The organism is Bradyrhizobium centrosematis, from assembly GCF_045571495.1.
Classification (GTDB): domain Bacteria; phylum Pseudomonadota; class Alphaproteobacteria; order Rhizobiales; family Xanthobacteraceae; genus Bradyrhizobium; species Bradyrhizobium centrosematis.
Genome location: NZ_CP120703.1, coordinates 6,853,717 through 6,875,025, shown reverse-complemented (window position 1 = coordinate 6,875,025; position 21,309 = coordinate 6,853,717). Strand labels below are relative to the sequence as shown.

Genomic DNA, 21,309 nt, shown 5'->3' with positions numbered 1-21,309 from the left:
CCCATCCGAGTAGCGTTTGCGTGAGTGGGCCGGACGCTCGAAAATTACCGCAAGACCGGCGGCGACACCCGCCGTGCGCCCGCGCTCGTCTTGCGACGAAATTTTCTGAGTACGGGCTCGTGCTTATTCGGCCGGTTCGGCCGATACCTCGTCGGGCACGCCGGCGCGGCTCGCCATGATGCCGAGGGCGACACCGCCGATCGCCAGGATCGGCAATAGCCGCTTGACCCCGATGGCACGAACGATCTGGAGCCCGGTGGCGAGCAGCATGGGGTCGGCGAGCATGCTTGAGGCCGCCGACTTGGCGGCTTGCTCGGCCGCGATCTGGGCCTGCTTGCGCAGCTGTCGCTTGTAGGCCCAGTAGCTCACCGCTGCGGCCAGGGTCAGCAGGAAGAAAACACCGGCGCCGGCGAGGCAGGCTTGCACCGGACCATACTTGTTGAGTACGGAGATGAATACCGCCGCGCAAAGGAAGCACGTGGTGATGAATAACGCGAATGCCGCGCCTGCGGCGAGCGAGGTCAGCCGCACAGTCGTGCCGGTCGATGCACTGATCCCGTCGATGATGCGTTGAAACATGGCCTTGCTCCTCAAATCCCCACAAGCCGAATCGTCCACAAGCCGGCATCGGCGGCGCGGTCGCGCCGCCGTCTCGAGATCCGATCGCGCGTCCTACCGGCGCCAGGCGGCGCCGATCAGGAAGCCGATCCCGAGCGCGAGCCCGACGGTCGCGAGCGGCCGCTGCGTGATCGCGTCTTCGAGCGTCTCCTCGATCGATCCGTAGGCCTCCTGGGCCGCGTCCATCATTGCGCTGCTGCGCTCCGACATGTCGTCGATCGCGGTGTCCATGTTCTCGCGCGCCTGGCGGTAGCCGCGGCGGGCCTGCTTGCTGGTTGAATTGGCAAAGGTGTTGAGCGCGTCGGTGATCTGGTCGGTGAGGGCGGCGATATCGCTTTTCACGGCTGCTACATCCTTCTCGAGGCGTTCTCGGGTGGCTTTGTCGGTCCAGTCTTTCATCCCGGCTTCGGCATTGGTCGTAGACATCAGGAGCTCCGGACTGTTGAGATAGCCGGGAAACGTTTCGCCGTCGGGGAAGTTCCGTTCACGGAAACCGGTCAGTCCTGCGGAAGCTGCGGCGAATCCGCCGGCAGCAGATGCTCCTTGAGGATAAGCGCGACGATCAGGAGCGGCGACGACAGAAACGCGCCCATCGGGCCCCACATCCAGGTCCAGAACGCCAGCGCGAGCAGGACTGCAAGTGCATTCAGCGCCAAGCGCCTGCCAATGATGGTCGGGGTGATGAAGTGCCCTTCCAGAAAGGTAAGGCCGCCGAAGGTGAGCGCCGCCATCAGGCCGCCGCTGATGGTCGGAAAGGCAACCAGCCCGACCACGACGAGCACCACGAACATCGCGACCGGCCCGATGATCGGGATGAAGTTGAGCGTGGCTGCGAGCGCGCCGAGCCCGGCCGGATTGGGCATGCGCGTGAGCGCGCAGATGAGACCGGTGGCGACACCGACGCCGACATTGATGAGCGTGACGGTCAAGAGATAATTGCCGAGATGTACTTCGATCTCGTTGAGAATCCGCAGCGTGCGAAGCCGCGCCTCATGATCGCTGAAGGTCATGATCATGGCGCGTCGCAGGTCGCGCCAGCTGGCGATGAACAGAATCAGGGTGACGAAGAACAGCAGGAATTCGGTAAAGGTCGGTGTCAGAAATTCCAGGGTCGGCTGCACCCACTCGACTTTCGGCATTTGGATGCTCGGAAACCCTTCCGAGCCGCCGATCATGGCTTGCGTCTCTCGCCACAGCGCAAGCGGCCGGTCGAATACGTGCAGCTTGTCTCTCAGCTGCGCGCCAAGCTCCGGCAGGCGCGTGCTCCACTCCATCACCGGCGAGGCGATCAGGGCGACCACGAAAGTGACCACGGCGGTCCCCGCCACCACGATCAGAACGGCAGCCAGGCCGCGCGGGAGCTTGTACCGCTCCAGAAAGCTCGCCGCCGGCGACAGCATGGTGCCGGTGACGAAGGCCATCACGACGGGGAGGAAGAAGGCGCGTCCGACGTAGAGCACGGTCACCGACGCAATCAATAGCAAGCCCGCAAGCGCGAAGGCGACGAATTCGGTGCGGCGGATGACCGGTGGCAGCTCGGAATGGCTGTCGGGAAGCGGCTCGCCTTCGCTGCTGCCGGGAATCAGACGTTCACTGGGAAGGACGCGCACAATCTCTCTCCCGCACGGAAGCCTCGCACCGCGCGCCCGGTAACGAGCCGATAATGCGCGAGCAGCGCGCCGGTTCCATCGCGGCTTCGTGAGGATGTGCTCTCTTGACTGTGACAAGGCTGCCGCGAGTCGCCCCGGAACTCGGATCGCCCTCGCGGAGTTCTCTGGCAAGCGCATCACCCTGATGCATACATTCCACGGGGCAGCACATGACAAAGTTCTCTGCAGTCCGTCGCAGCTTCTCGCCGCGCGCCGTCACCGCATGCGCCTTTGCGACCGCTCTGCTCGCAGTGCCGTTCGGCGGTGCGAGCGCGCAGACGTTCGGCTATTCGCCGATGCAGCCGCAAGCGTATCCGCAGGATCAGGCTTACACGCAGGGCTACGTGAATGCAGCGCCGCAGGCGGCAGACGAGGATGCGCAACTGCCCGATCGCCTGCGCAAGCAGATCGTCGCCTTCGATCGCAGCGAGCCGGCCGGCACCATCGTGATCGATACCAACAACACATATCTCTACTACGTGCTCGGCAACGGTCGTGCCATCCGTTATGGCGTCGGCGTCGGCCGCGAAGGCTTCACCTGGTCCGGCGTGCAGAGCGTCAGCCGCAAAGCGGAGTGGCCGGACTGGCATCCGCCGGCTGAAATGATCGCGCGTCAGCCCTATCTGCCGCGTTTCGTTGCCGGCGGCCCCGGCAACCCGCTCGGCGCGCGTGCGATGTATCTCGGCTCCAGCGAATACCGCATTCACGGCACCAACGACCCCTCCACGATCGGCAAGTTCGTCTCCTCCGGCTGCATCCGCATGACCAACGAGGACGTCATCGACCTGTTCGGCCGCGTCAATATCGGCGCCAAGGTCGTGGTGCTGCCGAAGAATGCTCCGCTGATGGCCAGGGGCGGCGACCCCGCGCGCAAGCGCCCGGCCGTAACGACGCTGCCCTCCGGGCGGCAGGCGCTGAATATCTCTGCGTCGTCGTCCGTGAACTAAGTCGGATTGAGTGAGGTGACATGAGCAGACGTGTGAACAGCAAGCTGGCTGGCGGTCTGGCAGTCCTGGCGATTGCCTCCGCCGGTGTCGCGCAGACACCGTCGGCGCATGCAGAGGATTTTCTCTCGGCCCTGTTCGGTGGTTTTCGGATGCGGCCGCCGCCGGAGATGCGCATGCCGTTCCCGAACGAGGACATGCCGCGCTACGACGAGCCGCGTCGGCGCGCTTCCTACGGCGGCGGCACGGCCTATTGCGTCCGCAGCTGCGACGGCCGCTACTTTCCCGCGCAAGGCAATGATGCCGAGAGCAAGGCTCAATCCTGCAAGAGCTTCTGCCCGGCGTCAGAGACGTCGCTGGTCTATGGCGTCAATATCGACGACGCCACGACCGACAAGGGGAAATCCTATTCCGACCTGCCGAACGCCTACCGCTATCGCAATGAGATCGTGGCCGGCTGTACCTGCAACGGCAAGGATCCGGTGGGTCTGGCACAGGTCAAGGCCGACGAAGACCCGACCTTGCGCAAGGGCGACATCGTCGCCGGCGCCAACGGCCTCGTGGTCGCCAGCCGCAATGCCAATGATCGCCGCGGCGTAGCGATGAATTTTTCGCCGCTGCCGAACTCGGTGCGCGCCAAGTTCCGCCAGGTGCCGGTGGTGGCGAAAGAATAGGGGCGCAGCCGTCGGCTGAGTTGCCGCGCTGGCAGCCGCACGAAGGCTGCCGTCTCGGATCAGCGCTCGCTGTGCTGGCTTGTCCGGGACGACGCTGATCGGTGTCGCGCGGCGTACCCTACGCCGCGCGGATCTTGCCGAGGAAGTCGCTGACCTCCTGGCCGAGCTGGCGGCTCTGGGTCTCCAGCGTCTCGGAGGCCTGCCTCACATTGTCGGCGGCCGCGGCGGCCGCATCCGCATCGGCTTTGACGCCGGTCATGTTGTCCGCGACGTTCTTGGTGCCCTGGGCCGCATATTGGGTGCTGCGGGTGATCTCCTGGGTCGCCGCGCCCTGCTCCTGCACGGCGGCGGCAATCGCGGTCGCCACCTCGTTCACTTCGCCGATGATGCCGCCGATGGTCTGGATCGCATTGATGGCATCGCCCGCGACCTTCTGGATATCGGCGATCTGCTCGGAGATTTCCTCGGTCGCCTTCGCGGTCTGGCTTGCCAGCGACTTCACCTCGGAGGCGACCACGGCAAAGCCGCGGCCGGCCTCGCCGGCGCGTGCCGCTTCGATCGTGGCGTTGAGCGCGAGCAGATTGGTCTGCGCCGCGATGGTGTTGATGAGGCCGACGACCTCGCCGATGCGCCCCGCCGATTTCGCCAGGCCCTGCACGGTGCCGTCGGTCTCGCGCGCCTGCGTGACGGCGCGGCCGGCGATGCCCGCGGCATGCGCGGCCTGCTGGCTGATGTCGTTGATCGAGGCGGAGAGCTCTTCGGCGGCCGCGGCCACGCTGTCGACGCTCATCGAAGCGTCGTTGGAGGCTTTTCCGGCGATCTGCACGCGGTCGTTGGTCTGGCGCGACACGGCGGAGAGGTTACCGGAGGTCTTGCGCATTTCACCGGACGCCTCGTTCAACTCGCCGAGCGTCTTGCGCACCGCGCCCTCGAACTCGCCGACATAGGCCTCGACGGCGCGCTGGCGTGCGGCAGCGCCTGCGTTGCGCTCACGCTCATGCTCTTCGATCTTGAGCTTGTCGCTGGCCTGCTGCTTGAAGGTTTCCAGCGCACCGGCAAGCGCGCCGATCTCATCCTGGCGATCGAGATAGCCGCTGTCGACGGCAAGGTCGCCGCCAGCGACCTTCAGCATGGCATCGCGGATGGTGGTCAGCGGCGTGATGACGCGGCGGCTGACCAGCATGATCGCGCCTGCCGCAACGCCGATGGCCAGCGCCAGCAATCCAAGCTGAACGATCAGTGCGCGCTGCGCTGCGCCGCGTTGCTCTTGTGTGTGGATCTTTGCGCCGTCGAGGGCCGCTTCGGCCACCGAGACCGCACTGGCCATTCGGCCGACCGTCAGCGGACTCCATTGGTTCGCGGTCATTTCGGCCTTCTCGCCTTTGACCAAGGCGTCCGCGAGCCGGTCCCGGAGGGTGAGATATTGAGGTTCGAAGTAAGCGGTCTTGGCGGCCGCCATCGCGGAAGCCAGCGCGGGCGGCAACTGCATACCCGACGTCGACAATTCCAGCGCCTTCCACATCGCCGCTGTGCCGCCGACGAATTGGGTGTAGTTATAGCGACCCTCCGGCGTGATCTTGCCGGCAGCAAGTCCGGTCGACACGATCAGCGAGGCTTCGCCCGCGGTGTTGCGGAGCAGCCAGGCGTTCTGCTTGATCGAGAGCAATTGGTCGATCGTGGCGTCCTCGTGGTTGACAGTGGCCGCCAGCGTGTTCGACAGCTTGTCCAGCACGTCGAGCAGGCCTTGCGTCGTCTCCATGTATTGCTTCGGAAGGCCCGAGCGGCGCTGGTCCTTGGGCTTGGCCACGTCCTCCCAGAACTGCTTCTGCTCCTCGACCAGCAATGTGTAGAGGCGTGACAGTTCCGGCACCAGCGTGCTCGATTGTGGAAAGTCCATCCCCGGCAACAGCTCCAGTGCGTGGGCCATGGCCGGCATCTGCGCATCGCGCAGGGCGCGCAGATACCTTTCGATCTCGGCATCCATCGGCTCGGTCGCGTTGAGGAGCCGGTTGGTGGTCGAACGGTCGGTGCGCAGATTGTGCATCGCCTTGAACAGGTCGGCGGACACATCGGTGATCTGCGAGATGCGATTTGCGGTCTTCAGCCGGTCCCAGGAGGCATAGGCGGTGAGCGAGAGGGCGAGCACGACGCTGGCCGACGTGATCGCGACTACCGCCTTCAGCAGCGTGGACACGGTCAAACGGTTCAGCATCGAAGTCCCCCAATTTCAATTCGCAAAGCTCAAAGGATGCCCGGCAACATCGACAAACGGGCGCGGCAGGTCGGCAATCGCATGCCGTTTGCGGCTCAGAGCGCAAACGGCGCTCAGATCTGAAAGGAAAAGGGTAAAGTTTTAGGCAGGCTGGCGCATCGTAGAAGTACGGAATTACTAGAAGTTGCAATGGGTTGCTTTGATGGAACCAGTGCGGGTGACGAGCGTTAGGCCAGCGGTCGCAATTTGCCTGAAGGGGGTCTCGCGATGCTGGTGGGCGTGCTCGTCACTTTTCTCGTCATTATTCTCGTCCTTTATCTCATCAACATGTTGCCGATGGACGGCCGCGCCAAGCAGATCGCGCGCGTGATCGTCATCATCATCGGCATCGTGTCGTTGTTGAAATATCTCGCGGTTTTCTAGCGCCCTGCCCAAGCGGCGCTGCCCCGGCTTGCGCTGTGCTCGTCTGGGCTATCTGCAACAGAAAGCCCCGGCTTTTGCCGGGGCTGCTATTGTGCTGCTTAGTGCAGCGATTTGAGCCAATCGTCGACGTCCTGACGAACCTGGTCCTTGGCCTTGCCGTAGCGTTCCTGGAGCCGGCCCTCGAGCTGCTCGCGGCGGCCCTCGATCAAGCGGAGGTCGTCGTCAGTGAGCTTGCCCCATTTTTCCTTGGCCGAACCCTTGAACTGCTTCCAGTTTCCTTCGATCCGATTCCAGTCCATGACCATCTCCCGTTGGTTGATGGCCCGACAACGCGAGGCGCATGCAGCCTGTTCCGTGACATAGCGCGACGTTTCGCCCAACAAGGTAGCCCCGGCGAGGCCGGGACTTTTGACGTTCCTGTCCTTCGCTCAGCCGAGCGCCTCTTTATCCAAGCGCCTCTTTATTGAAGAGCCTTGGCCTCGCGGCGGCGCGCGGTGAGGATGTATTCGGTGTAGCCGTTCGGCTGCTCGCGCCCCTTGAAGATGAGGTCGCAGGCCGCCTTGAAGGCGACGCCGTCGAAGGCTGGCGCCATCGGCTTGTAGACGGGATCGCCCGCATTCTGCTTGTCGACCACGACGGCCATGCGCTTCAGCGATTCCATCACCTGCGCCTCGGTGATGACGCCCTGGTGCAGCCAGTTGGCGAGATGCTGGCTGGAGATGCGCAAGGTGGCGCGGTCTTCCATCAGGCCGACATCGTGGATGTCGGGCACCTTGGAGCAGCCGACGCCCTGATCGATCCAGCGCACCACATAGCCGAGGATGCCCTGGCAGTTGTTGTCGATCTCCTGCTTGACGTCGTCGGGCGCCCAGTTCGACTTCGACACCGGAATGGTGAGGATGTCCGAGAGCTTTGCGCGCGCTCCGCCCTTGGTGAGTTCTTCCTGGCGCGCGATCACGTTGACCTGGTGGTAATGCAGGGCATGCAGGGTCGCGGCGGTCGGCGAGGGTACCCAGGCGGTGGTGGCGCCGGCCTGCGGATGGCCGAGCTTCTGCGCCAGCATGTCCGCCATCTTGTCCGGCGCGGCCCACATGCCCTTGCCGATCTGGGCGTGGCCAGGCAGGCCACAGGTCAGGCCCATGTCGACGTTCCAGTCCTCATAGGCCTTGATCCAGGGCTGCGCCTTCATCTCGTTCTTGCGGATCATCGGGCCCGCTTCCATCGAGGTGTGGATCTCGTCACCGGTGCGGTCGAGGAAGCCGGTGTTGATGAACATGATGCGCTTCGAGGCGCGCTGGATGCAGGCCTTGAGGTTGACGGTGGTGCGCCGCTCCTCGTCCATGATGCCGACCTTGAGCGTGTTCTCGGGCAGCGAGAGCATCTTCTCGACGCGGTCGAAGATCTCGCAGGTGAGCGACACCTCGTCGGGGCCGTGCATCTTCGGCTTGACGATATAGGCCGATCCCGTGCGGCTGTTCCTGACCTTGGAGTTGCCCTTGAGGTCGTGGATGGCGAGCAGGCCGGAGACGGCGGCATCCAGCAGACCTTCCGGAATCTCTTCGCCCTTCTCGTCCAGCACCGCGTCGGTGAACATGTGGTGACCGCAATTGCGCATCAACAGCAGGCTGCGGCCGTGCAGCTTGAGCTCGCCCTTGCCATCAGGGGTCTTGTAGCTACGATCGGCGTTGAGCGAGCGCGTCAGCGTCTTGCCGCCCTTCTCGAAATCGGCCGACAGCGTGCCGTTCATCAGGCCGAGCGTGTTGCGGTAGACCAGCACCTTGTCCTCGGCATCGACGGCGGCGACAGAGTCTTCCATGTCAAGGATGGTGGAGACCGCGGCCTCCATGATCATGTCGGCCACGCCGGCCGGATCGTCCTTGCCGATCGCGCTGTTGCGGTCGATCTTGACCTCGACATGCAGGCCGTTGTTGACGAGCAGCACTGCGCTCGGCGCGGCCGCATCGCCCTGGAAGCCAGCGAACTGCGCGGCGTTCTTCAGCGCGGTGGCGTTGCCGCTCTTCAGCTTCACCGCAAGCTGACCTGCGACGACGCTATAGGCGGTGACGTCGGTGTGGCTGCCGGTTGCGAGCGGCGCGGCGGTATCGAGGAACGCCTTGGCCTTGGCGATCACCTTGTCGCCGCGCGCCTTGTTGTAGCCCTTGCCGCCCTCGGAAGGATCATGCGGAATGGCGTCGGTGCCGTAGAAGGCATCATAGAGCGAGCCCCAGCGCGCATTCGCCGCGTTCAGCGCATAGCGCGCATTGGTAAGGGGCACGACGAGCTGCGGGCCGCAGATCTTGCCGATTTCCTCGTCGACATTGGCAGTCTCGACCTTCTGCGTCGCCGGCTCCGGGACGAGATAGCCGATCTCCTTCAGGAAGGCGGTGTAAGCGTTGAGGTCGAACGCCTTGCCCTTGTTGGCACGATGCCAGTCGTCGACCTTGGCCTGCAGCGTGTCGCGCACCGCCAGCAATGCGCGGTTCTTCGGCCCCAGATCCCTGATGATGGCGGCAAGTCCGGCCCAGAACGCATCCGGTGCGATCCCCGTTTTCGGGGCTGCTTCCTTGGCGATGAAATCAAACAGAACAGGGGCGATCTTCAATCCGTGGGCGTCGACGCGTTTCATGATGGGCTTTCTTGTTGGAAATGGCTGTTTTTGGCTGCTTTTGACCCGTCAGCAGCAAAATGCGCCCACCGGGGCGGCTTTCTGGACCTATTAGCCCCAAAATCAGGGCGGTGAGAAGACCCCCGGAGGCTTGTCAAAATGTCAAGTCGAAGGGCGGCCGCGGCTCGTTTTACAAACCGATTGAACCCGGCTCTCCGACACGCGCACGACCCCGCTCCCTCTCCCGCTTGCGGGGGAGGGCTGGGGTGGGGGTGTCTCCGCGTCGGGATTGCCAGGAAATTGAGGAGGATCTCCCTGCGTGGCGAGAGCCCTCACCCGCCGCGCTCTACGAGCGCGTCGGCCTCTCCCGCAAAGCTTGTGGGAGAGGCGGAGCAAGCCCGCAGGCCGTCGAATCCATGTGCGATGACTCTCCCCACAAGGGGGGAGGGAACGCACTACCTGTATGGTGGCAGCGCATGTACCATGGAAAGTGCTTGCCTCAAATATTGGCCGCGAGGTCCACGGCCTCGTCGAACAGCACGCCTGAAGTCTTCAGCATGCGTTCGATCTCGTCGGCGGCCTCCGCGACCGTTCGCTTCGACGTGTCGATCGCGAGCTCGGCGCCCAGCGGCGCTTCGTAGTCGTTGCCGATGCCGGTGAACGAGGCCAGCGCGCCGGCGCGCGCCTTCTTGTAATGGCCCTTGGGGTCGCGCTCCTCGCACACGTCGGCGGGCGTCGCGACGTGGATCTCGCAGAAGGCGGTGTCGGCGATCCGACGCGCGGTGGCGCGATCTTCGCGGGCCGGCGAGACGGCGGCGACGATGGCGATGTGGCCGTTACGCGCGAGATGCGTCGCCACTTCCGCGAGGCGGCGGATGTTCTCGCTGCGATCCGCGGCCGAGAAGCCGAGATCGCTGTTGAGCCCGGCGCGCAGCGTGTCGCCGTCGAGCAGGATCGGCGAGCCGCCATTGCTGAACAGTCGCCGCTCCAGCGCCTTGGCGAGCGTGGATTTGCCGGAGGCGGGCAGGCCGGTGAGCCAGACCACGGCGCCGTTGTGCTGATAGCGTGCCGAGCGCTCGTCTGGACGCAGGGCCGATTCCACTGGCACGATGTCGACGGGGACGGCGCGCTGGCCGGCATCGACCGACAGCACCAGGCCGCCGCCGGCGATGCGTCCGGCGATCTCGATCACCAGGCGCCCGGTGCGCGGGTTCTCGGTGTAGGGATCGGTGGCAATCGGATTCGAAAGAGAGATATCGATCTCGCCGACATGATTGCGGCCGATCGCCTTGTTCTCGCTGCTTTCGAGTTCGCCCGGATCGACCGCCTTCTCGATCGCCACCACGGTGGCGCGGCTTTCCTTCGGTCCGCAGCGCACCAGCAACTGGTCGCCCTTGGCGAGCGGCTTGTCGTGCAGCCAGAAGATCCGCGCGCGGAGGCGCCGCGTCTCACGTGGCGCGGTGCCGGCATGCGCGACGATGTCGCCGCGCTCGATGAACAGCTCGCGGTCGAGCGTGATGCCGACCGAGCGGCCGGCACCTTGCCGTCCGGCAACCGGCGTTACCGGCCAGCTCTCCACCGTCTTGATCTTGGCGATCTTGCCGGCCGGCATGATCACGATCTCGTCGCCAGCTTTCAGGCTGCCGGATTCGATGCGGCCCGCCACGATGCGGCGGTCGTCGAACTTGTAGATCGCCTGAACCGGCAGGCGCAGCGCCAGCGCTTCGAGCGGCCGCGCCGGCTCGAGCCGATCAAGCGCCTCGACCACCGTCGGTCCCTGGTACCAGCCGATCCGGTCGGTGCGATCAGCGACGCCGTCGCCGTCGCGGGCCGAGATCGGGATCACGGCCGTGGGCGTCACGCCGAGGCCGCTCAGATGTGCGGAGATCTCGTCGCTGATCGCCTTGAAGCGATCGGCGGAAAAGTCGACCCGGTCCATCTTGTTGACGACGATGGCGACCTGCTTCACGCCGAGCAGATGCAGGAGATAGCCGTGGCGCCTGGTCTGGTCGCGCACGCCTTCGAGCGCATCGATGATCAGCACCGCGCCGTCGGCCTGCGAAGCGCCGGTGATCATGTTGCGGAGGAATTCGGCGTGACCGGGCGCGTCGATCAGCACGATGTCGCGCGAATTGGTGCGGAAGCGGATCTGCGTGGTGTCGATGGTGATGCCCTGGTCGCGCTCGGTCTGCAGCGCGTCGAGCAGGAACGACCATTCGAACGGCATGCCGCGCCGCGCGCTGACGGCTTTCAGCATTTCCAGCTTGCCGTCAGGCAGGCTGCCGGTCTCGTGCAAGAGGCGGCCGACCAGCGTCGACTTGCCGTGGTCGACATGGCCGACGATGACGATCCGCACTTGCGGACGGGTGGTGCCGTTCGGCGTTGTGGGCGAGGCAGGCGTGACGAGCATGTTCATAGCCGCATTGCGTCCTTGATCAGAGATAGCCGGCGACGCGCAGGCGCTCGAAAGCGTCCTCGGTCTCGTGGTCGAGCGCGCGCCCCGCGCGTTCCGGCACCTTGGTCTGTTCGAGCTCGATCAGGATCTCGTCGATGCTCGAGGCCGTCGAATTCACGGGATTGGTGATGTCCTGATCGCCGAGCGAGCGGTAGCGCTTGCCGTTCTTGGCAAGGTAGAGCGGGATGATCGGGATGTTCTCGCGCTTGGTGTAGGCCCAGATGTCGGCCTCGGTCCAATGCAGGATCGGATGGATGCGCAAGTGAGCGCCTTGCGGCGGCGAGGCGTTGAAATGGTCCCAGAATTCCGGCGGCTGGTCGCGCACGTCCCAATTGCCCTCCAGGCCGCGCGGCGAGAACACGCGCTCCTTGGCGCGGGTTGCTTCCTCGTCGCGGCGGATGCCGGCGATCAGGCCATCGAAGCCGTACTTTGCGAGCGCCATCTTCAGGCCCTCGGTCTTGCGGGCGGCGGAGCGGGCCGCCGGCGGCAATGTCGGATCGACGGCATCGATCGGCGGGCAGGGCTCGACGCGCAGATCGAGATCCCACTCTTTGCCGTAATGATCGCGGAAGCGATACATCTCCGGAAACTTCTTGCCGGTGTCGACGTGAAGGGCCGGGAACGGCATCTTGCCGAAGAAGGCTTTCCGCGCCAGCCAGATCATGACGTTGGAGTCCTTGCCGAGCGACCAGAGCAGGGCGATCTTCTTCAGGCGGGCGAAGGCCTCGCGGAAGATGTAAATGCTCTGCGCCTCGAGCTGGTCGAGATGGTCCATGCTCGGCGCAACATCAGCAGAAAATTCTTGCGGGCCCGAGCGCGCGATGGGGACTGGGCTGCTCACTCCGACGGCTGCGGAATCGTCCTTGAGAAGATGCATCTCTGCCACTTTGCGTTTGGAGGCGAAAATTCTATAGTTGCGACGCGGGAGAGAAGAAAAAATTTTCTCTTTGCGCGCTCGAAACGACACATATATAGAAAATAATTCCAGTCAACCCCGGATGTGGGGAAGCGAGTATCGCATGCGGTTCTTGCCGGTATTTCTCGATCTCAAGGCCGGCCCGGTGGTTCTCATCGGCACGGGCGAGCTTTTGCGCGCCAAGCTGCGCGTGCTCGCCGCCGCCGGCGCGCGGCTGCGCGTGCATGCGATCGACGGCAATCAGGATCTCGGCCTCGGCGCCGAGGACGCGGCGCGCATCGACATCGCGACGGGCGATCCGTTGACCGCTGACCTTGCCGGCGTCATCGCCATTGTCTGCGCCGGTGCGGGCGATGTCGGTGTGGCGATGTCGGTCCGCGCCAAGGCGCTCGGCCTGCCCGTTAACGTCATGGACGATCTCGAGCATTCCAGCTTCATCTTTCCGGCGATCGTCGACCGCGGTGACGTCGTGGTGGCGGTCGGCACCGGCGGTACCTCGCCGGTGGTGGCCCGGCGCGTGCGCGAGAAGATCGAGGCGCTGCTGCCGGCGCGCATCGGCGAGCTCGCCGAGTTCATCGGCAGCTTTCGCAAATCGATCAACGAGCGCATCGCCGAGTTTCCGCTGCGCCGCCGCTTCTGGGAGCGGGTGATCGACGGCCCGATCGGCGCCGCCGTGCTGGCCGGCCGCAAGGCGGAAGCAGACGCGGCGCTCAAGGCCATTTCAGATCCTTCCGACTTCGCCCGCGCCGACAAGCCGGAAGGCTTGGTCGCGCTGGTCGGCGCCGGTCCGGGCGATCCTGATCTCCTCACCATCAAGGCGCTGCGCGCATTGCAGGACGCCGACATCGTCTTCCATGACGAGCTGGTCTCGCCCGAGATTCTCGACCGCATCCGCCGCGACACCACGCGCGTTGCCGTCGGCCGCCGCGTCGGCAAGCCCGGCATCGGCCAGGACGCCATCAACAAGCGCATGATCGAGGCCGCGCAATCCGGCCAGCGGGTGGTGCGGCTGAAGGGCGGCGATCCCTTCGTGTTCGGACGCGGCGGCGAAGAGGTCGACGCGCTGCGCGCCGCCGGCGTCGCCTATTCGATCATTCCCGGCATCACCGCCGGCCTCGGCGCGGCCGCCGATTTCGAGGTGCCGCTCACCTACCGTCACGAGGCGACCCGCATCACCTTCCTCACTGCCCACAAGGCCCGCGACGCGGAAGTGGTGGACTGGTCGACGCTGACCGACACCAGGATGACCGTTGTCATCTACATGGGCGTGTCCGCTGCACCTGCCGTGCGCGCGGGCCTGCTTGCCGCGGGGCGTTCGCCAGAGACGCCGGTCGGCGTGTTCGCCCGCGTCACGCGTCCCGATGCGCAAGGCGCGATCGGCACGCTTCGCGACCTTCCCGAACTCGCACGGCGGGCCGATGGCGGTCCCGCCATACTCATTATTGGCGAGGTGGTCCGGCGTGCCGGTTCGCTTCGCCGCCAAACGCCAAAGCAAATCATCTCTGACCTATTGGATGCAGCCGAATGACCTCCCCGCTTGAACAGAAGAAGATCAAGATCGCCGGCCCCTCGATCGTGACCGCCAACCGCACCTGGGACGGCATCGTGGTCTATCGCACCGCCGCCAAGAGCTGGTCTGCGGACCTGTCGGAAGCTGCGATCGTGCGCAACTCGGACGAGGCCAAAGCGTTGCTTGCGGAGTCCGTTGCGGATGACGTCGGCGCGATCGGTCCCTATATCGCCCCGGTGCAGGTCGGCGCCGACGGCAAGATCGAACCCGGCAACCTGCGCGAACAGATTCGCCGCACCGGTGTGACCATCGGACAGTCGGCCCAGGCTTAAGGCACGTTCTATGTACGCTTACGACGAAATCGACCGCACGCTCGTCAACGAGCGCGTCTCGGAGTTCCGCGACCAGGTGAAGCGGCGCCTCTCCGGCGAGCTCACCGAGGACGAGTTCAAGATCCTGCGTCTGCAGAACGGCGTCTATCTGCAATTGCACGCCTACATGTTCCGCGTCGCGATTCCCTACGGCACGCTGGCGACCAACCAGTTGCGGGCGCTGGCGCATGTCGCACGCAAGTACGACCGCGGCTATGGCCACTTCACCACACGTCAAAACATCCAGTTCAACTGGATCAAGCTCGCCGAGCTGCCGGACGCGCTGGAAGACCTCGCCAACGTCGGCATTCATGCGATGCAGACCTCCGGCAACAACATGCGCAACGTCACCTCGGATCAGTGGGCCGGCGTCGCGCCCGGTGAGATTGAGGATCCGCGCATCTGGTCGGAACTGATCCGCCAGCACACCACGCTGCATCCGGAATTCTCGTTCCTGCCGCGCAAGTTCAAGATCGCGATCACCGCGTCCGATCACGACCGTGCCGCGATCAAGATCCACGACATCGGCCTGCGCCTGATCAAGAACGAGAAGGGCGAGACCGGCTTCGAGGTGCTGGTCGGCGGCGGTCTCGGCCGCACGCCGTTCATCGCCAAGACCATCAAGCACTTCGTGCACGGCCGCGACATCCTCAGCTATATCGAGGCCATCCTGCGCGTCTACAACCAGTACGGCCGCCGCGACAATATCTACAAGGCGCGCATCAAGATCCTGGTGCACGAGCTCGGCATCGAGAAGTTTTCGCGTGAGGTCGAGGAGGAGTGGCAGCACATCCGCAACTCCTCGCTCCAGATCGACGACGAGGTGATCGAGGACATCCGCTCGCGCTTCACCTATCCAGCTTACGAGAAGTTGCCGCACATGCCGGACGAGCTGCGGCAGGCCGCGGCCGATCCTGACTTCGAGGCGTGGCGCAAGAATTCGGTGGCCCCGCACAAGGTGCAGGGCTACTCGATCGTCACGATCTCGCTGAAGCCCACCGGCGGACCTCCGGGCGATGCTACTGCCGAGCAGATGGACGCGCTCGCCGATCTCGCCGACAAATATTCCTTCGGTGAGATCCGTGTCGGCCACGAGCAGAACCTGGCGCTGCCGCACGTCGCCAAGCGTGACCTGCCGGCGCTGTGGAAGGCGCTCGACAAGCTCGGGCTTGCGACCCCCAACGTCAATCTGATCAGCGACATCATCGCCTGCCCCGGGCTCGACTATTGCTCGCTGGCGAATGCACGCTCGATCCCGATCGCGCAGGAATTGACCCGGCGCTTCGCCAATCACGAGCTCGCCAATTTGATCGGCCGGCTCCACATCAACATCTCAGGCTGCATCAATGCCTGCGGCCATCACCATGTCGGTCATATCGGCATCCTCGGCGTCGAGAAGAACGGCGAGGAGGTCTACCAGATCACCATCGGCGGCCGTGCCGACGAGAACGCCACGCTCGGCACCCTGATCGGTCCCGGCGTCAAGTTCGACGAGGTGGCCGACGTCGTCGAGGATATCGTGGAAGCCTATCTGGCGCTGCGCGAGCGGCCCGAAGAGCTGTTCATGGACACCGTGAAGCGCCTCGGCGTCGAACCTTTCAAGGAGCGCGTCTATGCCACTCGTTAAAGGCGGAAAGATCACCGACGACAGCTTTGCCAAGCTCGCCGTCGATACGCCGCTGCCCGAGAGCGGCGACCTCCTGGTGCCGGCCGAGCGCTTCCTTGGCGAAGCCGATGCGCTGCTCAAGCGTTCGGGCAAGGTCGGCGTGATCTGGCCCAACAATCGCGACATCAGCGAGCTCGTGCCGTATCTCGGCAAGATCGCCGCCGTCGCGCTGGTGTTCCCGACCTTCCGCGACGGGCGCGCCTACAGCCAGGCGCGCCTGCTGCGCGAGCGCTACGATTATCGCGGAGAATTGCGGGCCACCGGTCAGGTGCTGCGCGATCAGTTCGTGTTCATGCTGCGCGCCGGCTTCGATGCCTTCGAGGTCAAGAAGCAGGCCGATGCGGAGGCGTTCATGCAGACTGCCAAGCGCTATTCGGTGTTTTACCAGCCGACCGGCGATGGCCGCATCACGGCGCTGCACCGGCGCATGCAGCTGCGTCACTCCGAGGGGGTCGGCACGTGAACATGGTTGCGTCTCAGCTCGCTCCAAGGTCCGTTGCCGCGCTGCCTTCGGCGGAGGAGCTCGATCGGAGCTTGCGCGATGCTTCGCCCGCCGAGATCATCGCTGCGGCCCTGAAGACGGTCGGGCGCGAGAAGCTGGCGCTGGTGTCGTCGTTCGGCACGGAATCGGCGACGCTGCTGAAGGTCATGGCCGACGTCGATCCGGCGATCCCCGTGATCTTCCTCGATACCGGCTGGCTGTTCGAGGAGACGCTCGCCTATCGGGACACGCTGATCGCAGCGCTGGGCCTGACGGATGTCCGCTCGATCAAGCCGGCCGAGGAGACGCTGTCGCGCCAAGATCCCGATCGCGATCTCTGGTTCTCCGATCCCGATGCCTGCTGCCGCATCCGCAAGGTGGAGCCGCTGGCGCGTGCGCTGAAACCGTTCTCGGCCTGGCTCAATGGCCGCAAGCGCTTCCAGGGCAATGCGCGCACCGACATTCCCGTCGTCGAGGACGACGGTGCGCGGTTGAAGTTCAACCCGTTCGCCAACGTCTCGCGCGAGGAACTCGAGGCGATCTTCGTCCGCGCCAAATTGCCGCGTCACCCCCTGGTCGCCTCCGGTTTCCGGTCGGTTGGGTGTATGCCTTGCACGAGCAGAACGGCCGAGGGCGAGGATGAGCGCGCCGGTCGCTGGCGCGGCCGGGCCAAGACAGAATGCGGCATCCATACGATGAAGATCTCGTAGCACAGCTGCGCTGCACGCTTGCAAACAAGAAAATCCGGTTCCGTTGACTTAAGAGCGTTTCGCCCCGAGTTATGCCTGCCATCGATGACGCCGATGTCGTCGAGGTGAATGGAGATGGACATGATGCGCCGTATCGTTCCGCTCGCTGCAGGATTGCTCGCAACGGGATTCTTGGTAACGGGCCTCTTGGCAGGCCCGGCTCTCGCCGCTGACATCAACCTCTTGAACGTGTCGTACGATCCGACGCGCGAACTCTATGCCGAGTTTAACAAGGCATTCGCCAATGCCTATCAGAAGGAGACCGGCAAGAGCGTCGAGATCAAGCAGTCGCATGGCGGCAGCGGTTCGCAGGCGCGCAGCGTTATCGACGGATTGCAGGCCGATGTGGTGACGCTTGCGCTCGCCTATGACATCGATGCGATCGCCGGCAAGGGCCTCACGGCGACGGACTGGCAGAAGCGGTTGCCGCAGAATTCATCACCCTACACCTCGACCATCGTGTTCCTGGTGCGCAAGGGCAATCCCAAGGCCATCAAGGACTGGGACGACCTGATCAAGCCGGGCGTCGCCGTGATCACGCCGAACCCGAAGACGTCGGGCGGTGCGCGCTGGAATTACCTCGCAGCATGGGGCTTTGCGCAGAAGAAGTTCGGCTCGGCGGACAAGGCCAAGGACTTCATCGGCAAGCTCTACCAGCAGGTGCCGGTGCTGGATACCGGCGCGCGAGGCGCTACCGTGACCTTCGTCGAGCGCGGCGTCGGCGACGTGCTGCTCGCCTGGGAGAACGAGGCGTTCCTGGCGCTGAAGGAGTTCGGCGCAGGCAAGTTCGAGATCGTTGCGCCGCCGCAATCGATCCTGGCTGAGCCGCCGGTCGCGATCGTCGACAAGGTTGCCGATAAAAAGGGCACGCGCAACGCCGCCGATGCGTACCTTCAGTATTGGTACACGAAAGAAGGTCAGGAGATCGCCGCGCGCAACTTTTACCGTCCGCGCGATGCCGAGATCGCCAAAAAATATGAAAACGCCTTCGCCAAGGTCGAACTATTTACGATCGACGACGTTTTTGGAGGTTGGGCCAAGGCTCAGAAGGAGCATTTTGCCGACGGCGGTGTCTTCGATCAGATCTACAAGAACTGATCTGGCGCTGTCGGAGGGGCGATAACAGGGGGCTTGGTGAGCGCAATCGCAGCACGACGCCGGACGTTGCCGGGCTTCGGTCTCACGATGGGACTGACGCTGTCCTGGCTGTCCGTCATCATCCTGATTCCGCTCGCCGGGCTGTTTCTGAAGTCGCTCGAGCTCAGTCCCGAGCAGTTCTGGAATGTCCTCTCCAGCCGCCGGACCCTGAACGCCTTGCGCGTCTCCTTCGGCCTCGCCTTCGCGGCAGCCTGCGTCAATCTCGTCATGGGCAGCATCATCGTCTGGGCGCTGGTGCGCTACCGCTTCCCCGGCCGCCGGCTGTTTGACGCCATCGTCGACGTGCCCTTCGCGCTGCCGACCGCGGTCGCGGGCGTCGCGCTGACCGCGCTCTTCGCCGAGAAGGGCTGGCTGGGTGCCCCGCTTGCGGCGCTCGGCATCAAGGTGGCGTTCACGCCGGTCGGCATCTTTGTCGCCATGATCTTCATCGGTATTCCGTTCGTGGTGCGCACGGTGCAGCCGGTGCTGCAGGATCTCGATCCGGAGATCGAGGAGGCGGCGGGCAGCCTTGGCGCCAGCCGCTGGCAGACCATCATCCGCGTGATCCTGCCTTCTCTGGCGCCAGCGCTGCTTACCGGGCTCGCGCTCGCCTTCGCGCGCGCGGTCGGCGAATACGGCTCGGTGATCTTCATCGCCGGCAATCTGCCCAACGTGTCCGAGATCGCGCCGCTCTTGATCGTGATCCGGCTCTCCGAGTTCCGCTATGCCGATGCCACTGCCATCGCGGTGGTCATGCTCGTCGTCTCCTTCGTCATCATCTTGGCGGTCAACCGGCTCCAGCGCTGGGCGCAGAGCCGGATCCCGGCGCGTTGAGGGCGGACCATGACGATGCAGATCGCAGACACCGTGTCGCTATCGGCCTCCGACGCCAAGGCACGGGCGCGTGCGCGCGCGGCGGCAGCGCGTGATAGCCTTCGCACCGAGCCCCGCGCGGTGCGCATCGTCGTCATTGCGCTGGCGGTGATCTTTCTCACCGTGTTCGTGGTGCTGCCGCTCGTCGTCGTGTTCGCGCAGGCGTTCTCGAACGGCATCCTCGCCTATTTCGCCGCGCTCGCTGAGCCGGAGGCGTTGGCGGCAATCAAGCTGACGCTGGTGGTCGCGGCGATCTCGGTCGGCCTCAATCTCGTGTTCGGCCTCGTCGCGGCCTGGGCCATCGCCAAATTCGATTTCCCCGGCAAGACCTTCCTGATCACGCTGATCGACCTGCCGTTTTCGGTCAGTCCGGTGATCTCGGGCCTCGTCTTCGTGCTGCTGTTCGGCGCGCAGGGCTATTTCGGCAGCTGGCTGCGCGACCACGACATCCAGATCCTGTTCGCGGTGCCCGGTATCGCGCTCGCCACCACCTTCGTGACCTTCCCGTTCGTGGCGCGCGCACTGATTCCCCTGATGCAGGAGCAGGGCACGCAGGAGGAGGAGGCCGCGATCTCGCTCGGCGCCTCGGGTCTTCAAACCTTCTTCCGCGTCACCTTGCCCAACATCAAATGGGGCGTGCTCTATGGCGTGCTGCTCTGCAATGCCCGCGCGATGGGCGAGTTCGGCGCGGTCTCCGTCGTCTCCGGCCACATCCGCGGCGAGACCAACACCATGCCGCTGCTGGTGGAGATCCTCTACAACGAATATCAGTTCGTCGCCGCCTTCGCGATCGCCTCGCTGCTCGCAATGCTGGCGCTGATCACGCTGGTCGCCAAGACAATTCTCGAACGTCACCTCGACGAAGGACAAGACGTCAATGACCATTGAAGTCAGGAATCTCGTCAAGACGTTCGGCAGCTTCAAAGCCCTCGATGGCGTCGATCTCAAGGTCGATAACGGCGAGCTGCTGGCGCTGCTCGGGCCATCAGGCTCCGGCAAGACCACGCTGCTGCGGATCATCGCCGGCCTCGACTGGCCCGACGCGGGCGAAGTCTCTTTCAATGGCGAGGATGCACTGGCGCAAGGTGCACGCGAACGGCATGTCGGCTTCGTATTCCAGCATTATGCGCTGTTCCGCCACATGACGGTGTTCGAGAACGTCGCCTTCGGTCTGCGCGTGCAGCCGCGCGCCGTTCGTAAGGATGAGGCCACCATTCGTGCGCGCGTGAAAGAGCTGCTCGACCTCGTGCAGCTCGACTGGCTCGCCGATCGCTATCCGAGTCAGCTCTCCGGCGGCCAGCGCCAGCGCATCGCGCTTGCCCGCGCCCTCGCGATCGAGCCGCGCATCCTGCTGCTCGACGAGCCGTTCGGTGCGCTCGATGCCAAGGTGCGGAAAGAACTGCGGAAGTGGCTGCGCTCGCTGCATCACGAGATCAACGTCACCTCGATCTTCGTGACCCACGACCAGGAGGAGGCGCTGGAAGTCGCCAACCGTGTCGTGGTGATGGACAAGGGCAGGATCGAGCAGATCGGCTCGCCGGATGACGTCTATGAGAGCCCGGCCAGCGCTTTCGTGCACGGCTTCATCGGCGAATCCATCGAGTTGCCGGTCGAGGTCGAAGGCGGCGTCATCAGGCTCGGCGACCGGCCGCTCGCCCTCGCGGCGGACGGGCTTGCGCCTGGCGCGTCAAAACTGTTCGTGCGGCGACATGATATGTTGGTGGGCCCGCCCGGCAGCGGTGCCTTCGAGGGCGCCGTGCAACACGTCCGCAATTTCGGTCCCGTGCAGCGGGCCGAGGTCGCACTGTCGGGCGGCAAGACTATCGAGATCGACGCCCCCCGCGACAAGGAACTGCGCATCGGCGACACGATCGGCCTCAAACCGCGCCGTTACCGGATATTTGCGGGCTAGAAATCTCCCCCGTCATTCCGGGGCGCGCGCTAGCGCGCACCCGGAATCCCGAGCTTGTAGCGTAAGATTCTCAGGTGCGCAGTTGCGCACCAGAGTTCAGTACTGCGCACTGCC

At 64.7% G+C, this 21,309-nt stretch carries 20 protein-coding genes; 12 read left to right on the top strand and 8 right to left on the bottom strand.

Annotation, left to right across the window (positions count from 1 at the left end; genetic code table 11):
* Positions 1-123: 123 nt before the first annotated feature.
* The 3 genes from P6U31_RS32410 to P6U31_RS32400 form a co-directional block, all read right to left on the bottom strand.
* Complete coding sequence (locus tag P6U31_RS32410; RefSeq protein ID WP_407185686.1) at positions 124-579, bottom strand: hypothetical protein; 456 nt, start codon at positions 577-579, stop codon at positions 124-126.
* Positions 580-672: 93 nt separating this feature from the next.
* A complete protein-coding gene (locus P6U31_RS32405) occupies positions 673-1,044 on the bottom strand; it encodes a YqjD family protein (protein ID WP_407185685.1) in 372 nt (123 codons plus the stop codon).
* A 71-nt stretch (positions 1,045-1,115) separates the two neighbouring features.
* On the bottom strand, positions 1,116-2,228 hold the full coding sequence (locus P6U31_RS32400) for an AI-2E family transporter (RefSeq protein WP_407185684.1): 1,113 nt from the start codon (positions 2,226-2,228) through the stop codon (positions 1,116-1,118).
* Positions 2,229-2,437: 209 nt separating this feature from the next.
* Here P6U31_RS32400 and P6U31_RS32395 point away from each other — a divergent pair, with 209 nt between their 5' ends.
* Positions 2,438-3,214: a L,D-transpeptidase gene (locus P6U31_RS32395; protein ID WP_407185683.1), complete on the top strand. Its 777-nt coding sequence runs from the start codon at positions 2,438-2,440 to the stop codon at positions 3,212-3,214.
* Between the two features lie 20 nt (positions 3,215-3,234).
* Positions 3,235-3,885, top strand: a complete 651-nt coding sequence (locus tag P6U31_RS32390; protein ID WP_407185682.1) for a DUF2865 domain-containing protein — start codon at positions 3,235-3,237, stop codon at positions 3,883-3,885.
* Between the two features lie 118 nt (positions 3,886-4,003).
* Here P6U31_RS32390 and P6U31_RS32385 read toward each other — a convergent pair whose 3' ends face one another.
* Complete coding sequence (locus tag P6U31_RS32385) at positions 4,004-6,097, bottom strand: methyl-accepting chemotaxis protein (protein WP_407185681.1); 2,094 nt, start codon at positions 6,095-6,097, stop codon at positions 4,004-4,006.
* A gap of 267 nt (positions 6,098-6,364) precedes the next feature.
* Here P6U31_RS32385 and P6U31_RS32380 point away from each other — a divergent pair, with 267 nt between their 5' ends.
* Positions 6,365-6,520, top strand: a complete 156-nt coding sequence (locus tag P6U31_RS32380; protein ID WP_063694217.1) for a Thivi_2564 family membrane protein — start codon at positions 6,365-6,367, stop codon at positions 6,518-6,520.
* A gap of 98 nt (positions 6,521-6,618) precedes the next feature.
* Here P6U31_RS32380 and P6U31_RS32375 read toward each other — a convergent pair whose 3' ends face one another.
* The 4 genes from P6U31_RS32375 to cysD form a co-directional block, all read right to left on the bottom strand.
* Positions 6,619-6,819 carry a CsbD family protein gene (locus P6U31_RS32375; protein ID WP_164934719.1) on the bottom strand — a complete coding sequence of 67 codons (201 nt, stop codon included), beginning with the start codon at positions 6,817-6,819 and terminating at the stop codon, positions 6,619-6,621.
* Between the two features lie 161 nt (positions 6,820-6,980).
* On the bottom strand, positions 6,981-9,146 hold the full coding sequence (locus P6U31_RS32370) for a malate synthase G (RefSeq protein WP_407185680.1): 2,166 nt from the start codon (positions 9,144-9,146) through the stop codon (positions 6,981-6,983).
* A gap of 478 nt (positions 9,147-9,624) precedes the next feature.
* Positions 9,625-11,541 carry an adenylyl-sulfate kinase gene (cysC, locus tag P6U31_RS32365; protein ID WP_407185679.1) on the bottom strand — a complete coding sequence of 639 codons (1,917 nt, stop codon included), beginning with the start codon at positions 11,539-11,541 and terminating at the stop codon, positions 9,625-9,627.
* Between the two features lie 19 nt (positions 11,542-11,560).
* Positions 11,561-12,355: a sulfate adenylyltransferase subunit CysD gene (gene cysD / locus P6U31_RS32360; protein ID WP_128927956.1), complete on the bottom strand. Its 795-nt coding sequence runs from the start codon at positions 12,353-12,355 to the stop codon at positions 11,561-11,563.
* Positions 12,356-12,599: 244 nt separating this feature from the next.
* Here cysD and cysG point away from each other — a divergent pair, with 244 nt between their 5' ends.
* From cysG to P6U31_RS32315, 9 genes are all read left to right on the top strand, one after another.
* On the top strand, positions 12,600-14,024 hold the full coding sequence (cysG, locus tag P6U31_RS32355) for a siroheme synthase CysG (protein WP_407185678.1): 1,425 nt from the start codon (positions 12,600-12,602) through the stop codon (positions 14,022-14,024).
* Positions 14,021-14,338: a DUF2849 domain-containing protein gene (locus P6U31_RS32350; protein WP_135166566.1), complete on the top strand. Its 318-nt coding sequence runs from the start codon at positions 14,021-14,023 to the stop codon at positions 14,336-14,338. The genes cysG and P6U31_RS32350 overlap by 4 nt, the downstream gene beginning before the upstream one ends.
* A gap of 10 nt (positions 14,339-14,348) precedes the next feature.
* Entirely contained in the window at positions 14,349-16,004 is a 1,656-nt protein-coding gene (locus P6U31_RS32345) for a nitrite/sulfite reductase (protein WP_407185677.1), read from the top strand.
* Positions 15,991-16,506: a DUF934 domain-containing protein gene (locus P6U31_RS32340; protein ID WP_407185676.1), complete on the top strand. Its 516-nt coding sequence runs from the start codon at positions 15,991-15,993 to the stop codon at positions 16,504-16,506. The genes P6U31_RS32345 and P6U31_RS32340 overlap by 14 nt, the downstream gene beginning before the upstream one ends.
* 2 nt (positions 16,507-16,508) lie before the next feature.
* Positions 16,509-17,234 carry a phosphoadenylyl-sulfate reductase gene (locus P6U31_RS32335; RefSeq protein ID WP_407190016.1) on the top strand — a complete coding sequence of 242 codons (726 nt, stop codon included), beginning with the start codon at positions 16,509-16,511 and terminating at the stop codon, positions 17,232-17,234.
* A gap of 108 nt (positions 17,235-17,342) precedes the next feature.
* Positions 17,343-18,371 (top strand): sulfate ABC transporter substrate-binding protein, encoded by a 1,029-nt coding sequence (locus tag P6U31_RS32330; RefSeq protein WP_407185675.1) that lies wholly within the window; start codon positions 17,343-17,345, stop codon positions 18,369-18,371.
* Between the two features lie 87 nt (positions 18,372-18,458).
* Positions 18,459-19,244, top strand: a complete 786-nt coding sequence (cysT, locus tag P6U31_RS32325; protein ID WP_407190015.1) for a sulfate ABC transporter permease subunit CysT — start codon at positions 18,459-18,461, stop codon at positions 19,242-19,244.
* 9 nt (positions 19,245-19,253) lie between these two features.
* Positions 19,254-20,171 (top strand): sulfate ABC transporter permease subunit CysW, encoded by a 918-nt coding sequence (gene cysW, locus P6U31_RS32320; RefSeq protein ID WP_407185674.1) that lies wholly within the window; start codon positions 19,254-19,256, stop codon positions 20,169-20,171.
* Entirely contained in the window at positions 20,161-21,195 is a 1,035-nt protein-coding gene (locus tag P6U31_RS32315) for a sulfate/molybdate ABC transporter ATP-binding protein (protein ID WP_407185673.1), read from the top strand. The genes cysW and P6U31_RS32315 overlap by 11 nt, the downstream gene beginning before the upstream one ends.
* Positions 21,196-21,309: the final 114 nt, after the last annotated feature.

Bases quoted from the DNA above. Each gene is read 5' to 3' on its own strand.
- P6U31_RS32410 (WP_407185686.1), bottom strand. From the start codon at position 579: ATGTTTCAACGCATCATCGACGGGATCAGTGCATCGACCGGCACGACT.
- P6U31_RS32405 (WP_407185685.1), bottom strand. From the start codon at position 1,044: ATGTCTACGACCAATGCCGAAGCCGGGATGAAAGACTGGACCGACAAA.
- P6U31_RS32395 (WP_407185683.1), top strand. From the start codon at position 2,438: ATGACAAAGTTCTCTGCAGTCCGTCGCAGCTTCTCGCCGCGCGCCGTC.
- P6U31_RS32390 (WP_407185682.1), top strand. From the start codon at position 3,235: ATGAGCAGACGTGTGAACAGCAAGCTGGCTGGCGGTCTGGCAGTCCTG.
- P6U31_RS32385 (WP_407185681.1), bottom strand. From the start codon at position 6,097: ATGCTGAACCGTTTGACCGTGTCCACGCTGCTGAAGGCGGTAGTCGCG.
- P6U31_RS32380 (WP_063694217.1), top strand. From the start codon at position 6,365: ATGCTGGTGGGCGTGCTCGTCACTTTTCTCGTCATTATTCTCGTCCTT.
- P6U31_RS32375 (WP_164934719.1), bottom strand. From the start codon at position 6,819: ATGGACTGGAATCGGATCGAAGGAAACTGGAAGCAGTTCAAGGGTTCG.
- P6U31_RS32370 (WP_407185680.1), bottom strand. From the start codon at position 9,146: ATGAAACGCGTCGACGCCCACGGATTGAAGATCGCCCCTGTTCTGTTT.
- cysC (WP_407185679.1), bottom strand. From the start codon at position 11,541: ATGAACATGCTCGTCACGCCTGCCTCGCCCACAACGCCGAACGGCACC.
- cysD (WP_128927956.1), bottom strand. From the start codon at position 12,355: ATGGACCATCTCGACCAGCTCGAGGCGCAGAGCATTTACATCTTCCGC.
- cysG (WP_407185678.1), top strand. From the start codon at position 12,600: ATGCGGTTCTTGCCGGTATTTCTCGATCTCAAGGCCGGCCCGGTGGTT.
- P6U31_RS32350 (WP_135166566.1), top strand. From the start codon at position 14,021: ATGACCTCCCCGCTTGAACAGAAGAAGATCAAGATCGCCGGCCCCTCG.
- P6U31_RS32345 (WP_407185677.1), top strand. From the start codon at position 14,349: ATGTACGCTTACGACGAAATCGACCGCACGCTCGTCAACGAGCGCGTC.
- P6U31_RS32340 (WP_407185676.1), top strand. From the start codon at position 15,991: ATGCCACTCGTTAAAGGCGGAAAGATCACCGACGACAGCTTTGCCAAG.
- P6U31_RS32335 (WP_407190016.1), top strand. From the start codon at position 16,509: ATGGTTGCGTCTCAGCTCGCTCCAAGGTCCGTTGCCGCGCTGCCTTCG.
- P6U31_RS32330 (WP_407185675.1), top strand. From the start codon at position 17,343: ATGGAGATGGACATGATGCGCCGTATCGTTCCGCTCGCTGCAGGATTG.
- cysT (WP_407190015.1), top strand. From the start codon at position 18,459: ATGGGACTGACGCTGTCCTGGCTGTCCGTCATCATCCTGATTCCGCTC.
- cysW (WP_407185674.1), top strand. From the start codon at position 19,254: ATGACGATGCAGATCGCAGACACCGTGTCGCTATCGGCCTCCGACGCC.
- P6U31_RS32315 (WP_407185673.1), top strand. From the start codon at position 20,161: ATGACCATTGAAGTCAGGAATCTCGTCAAGACGTTCGGCAGCTTCAAA.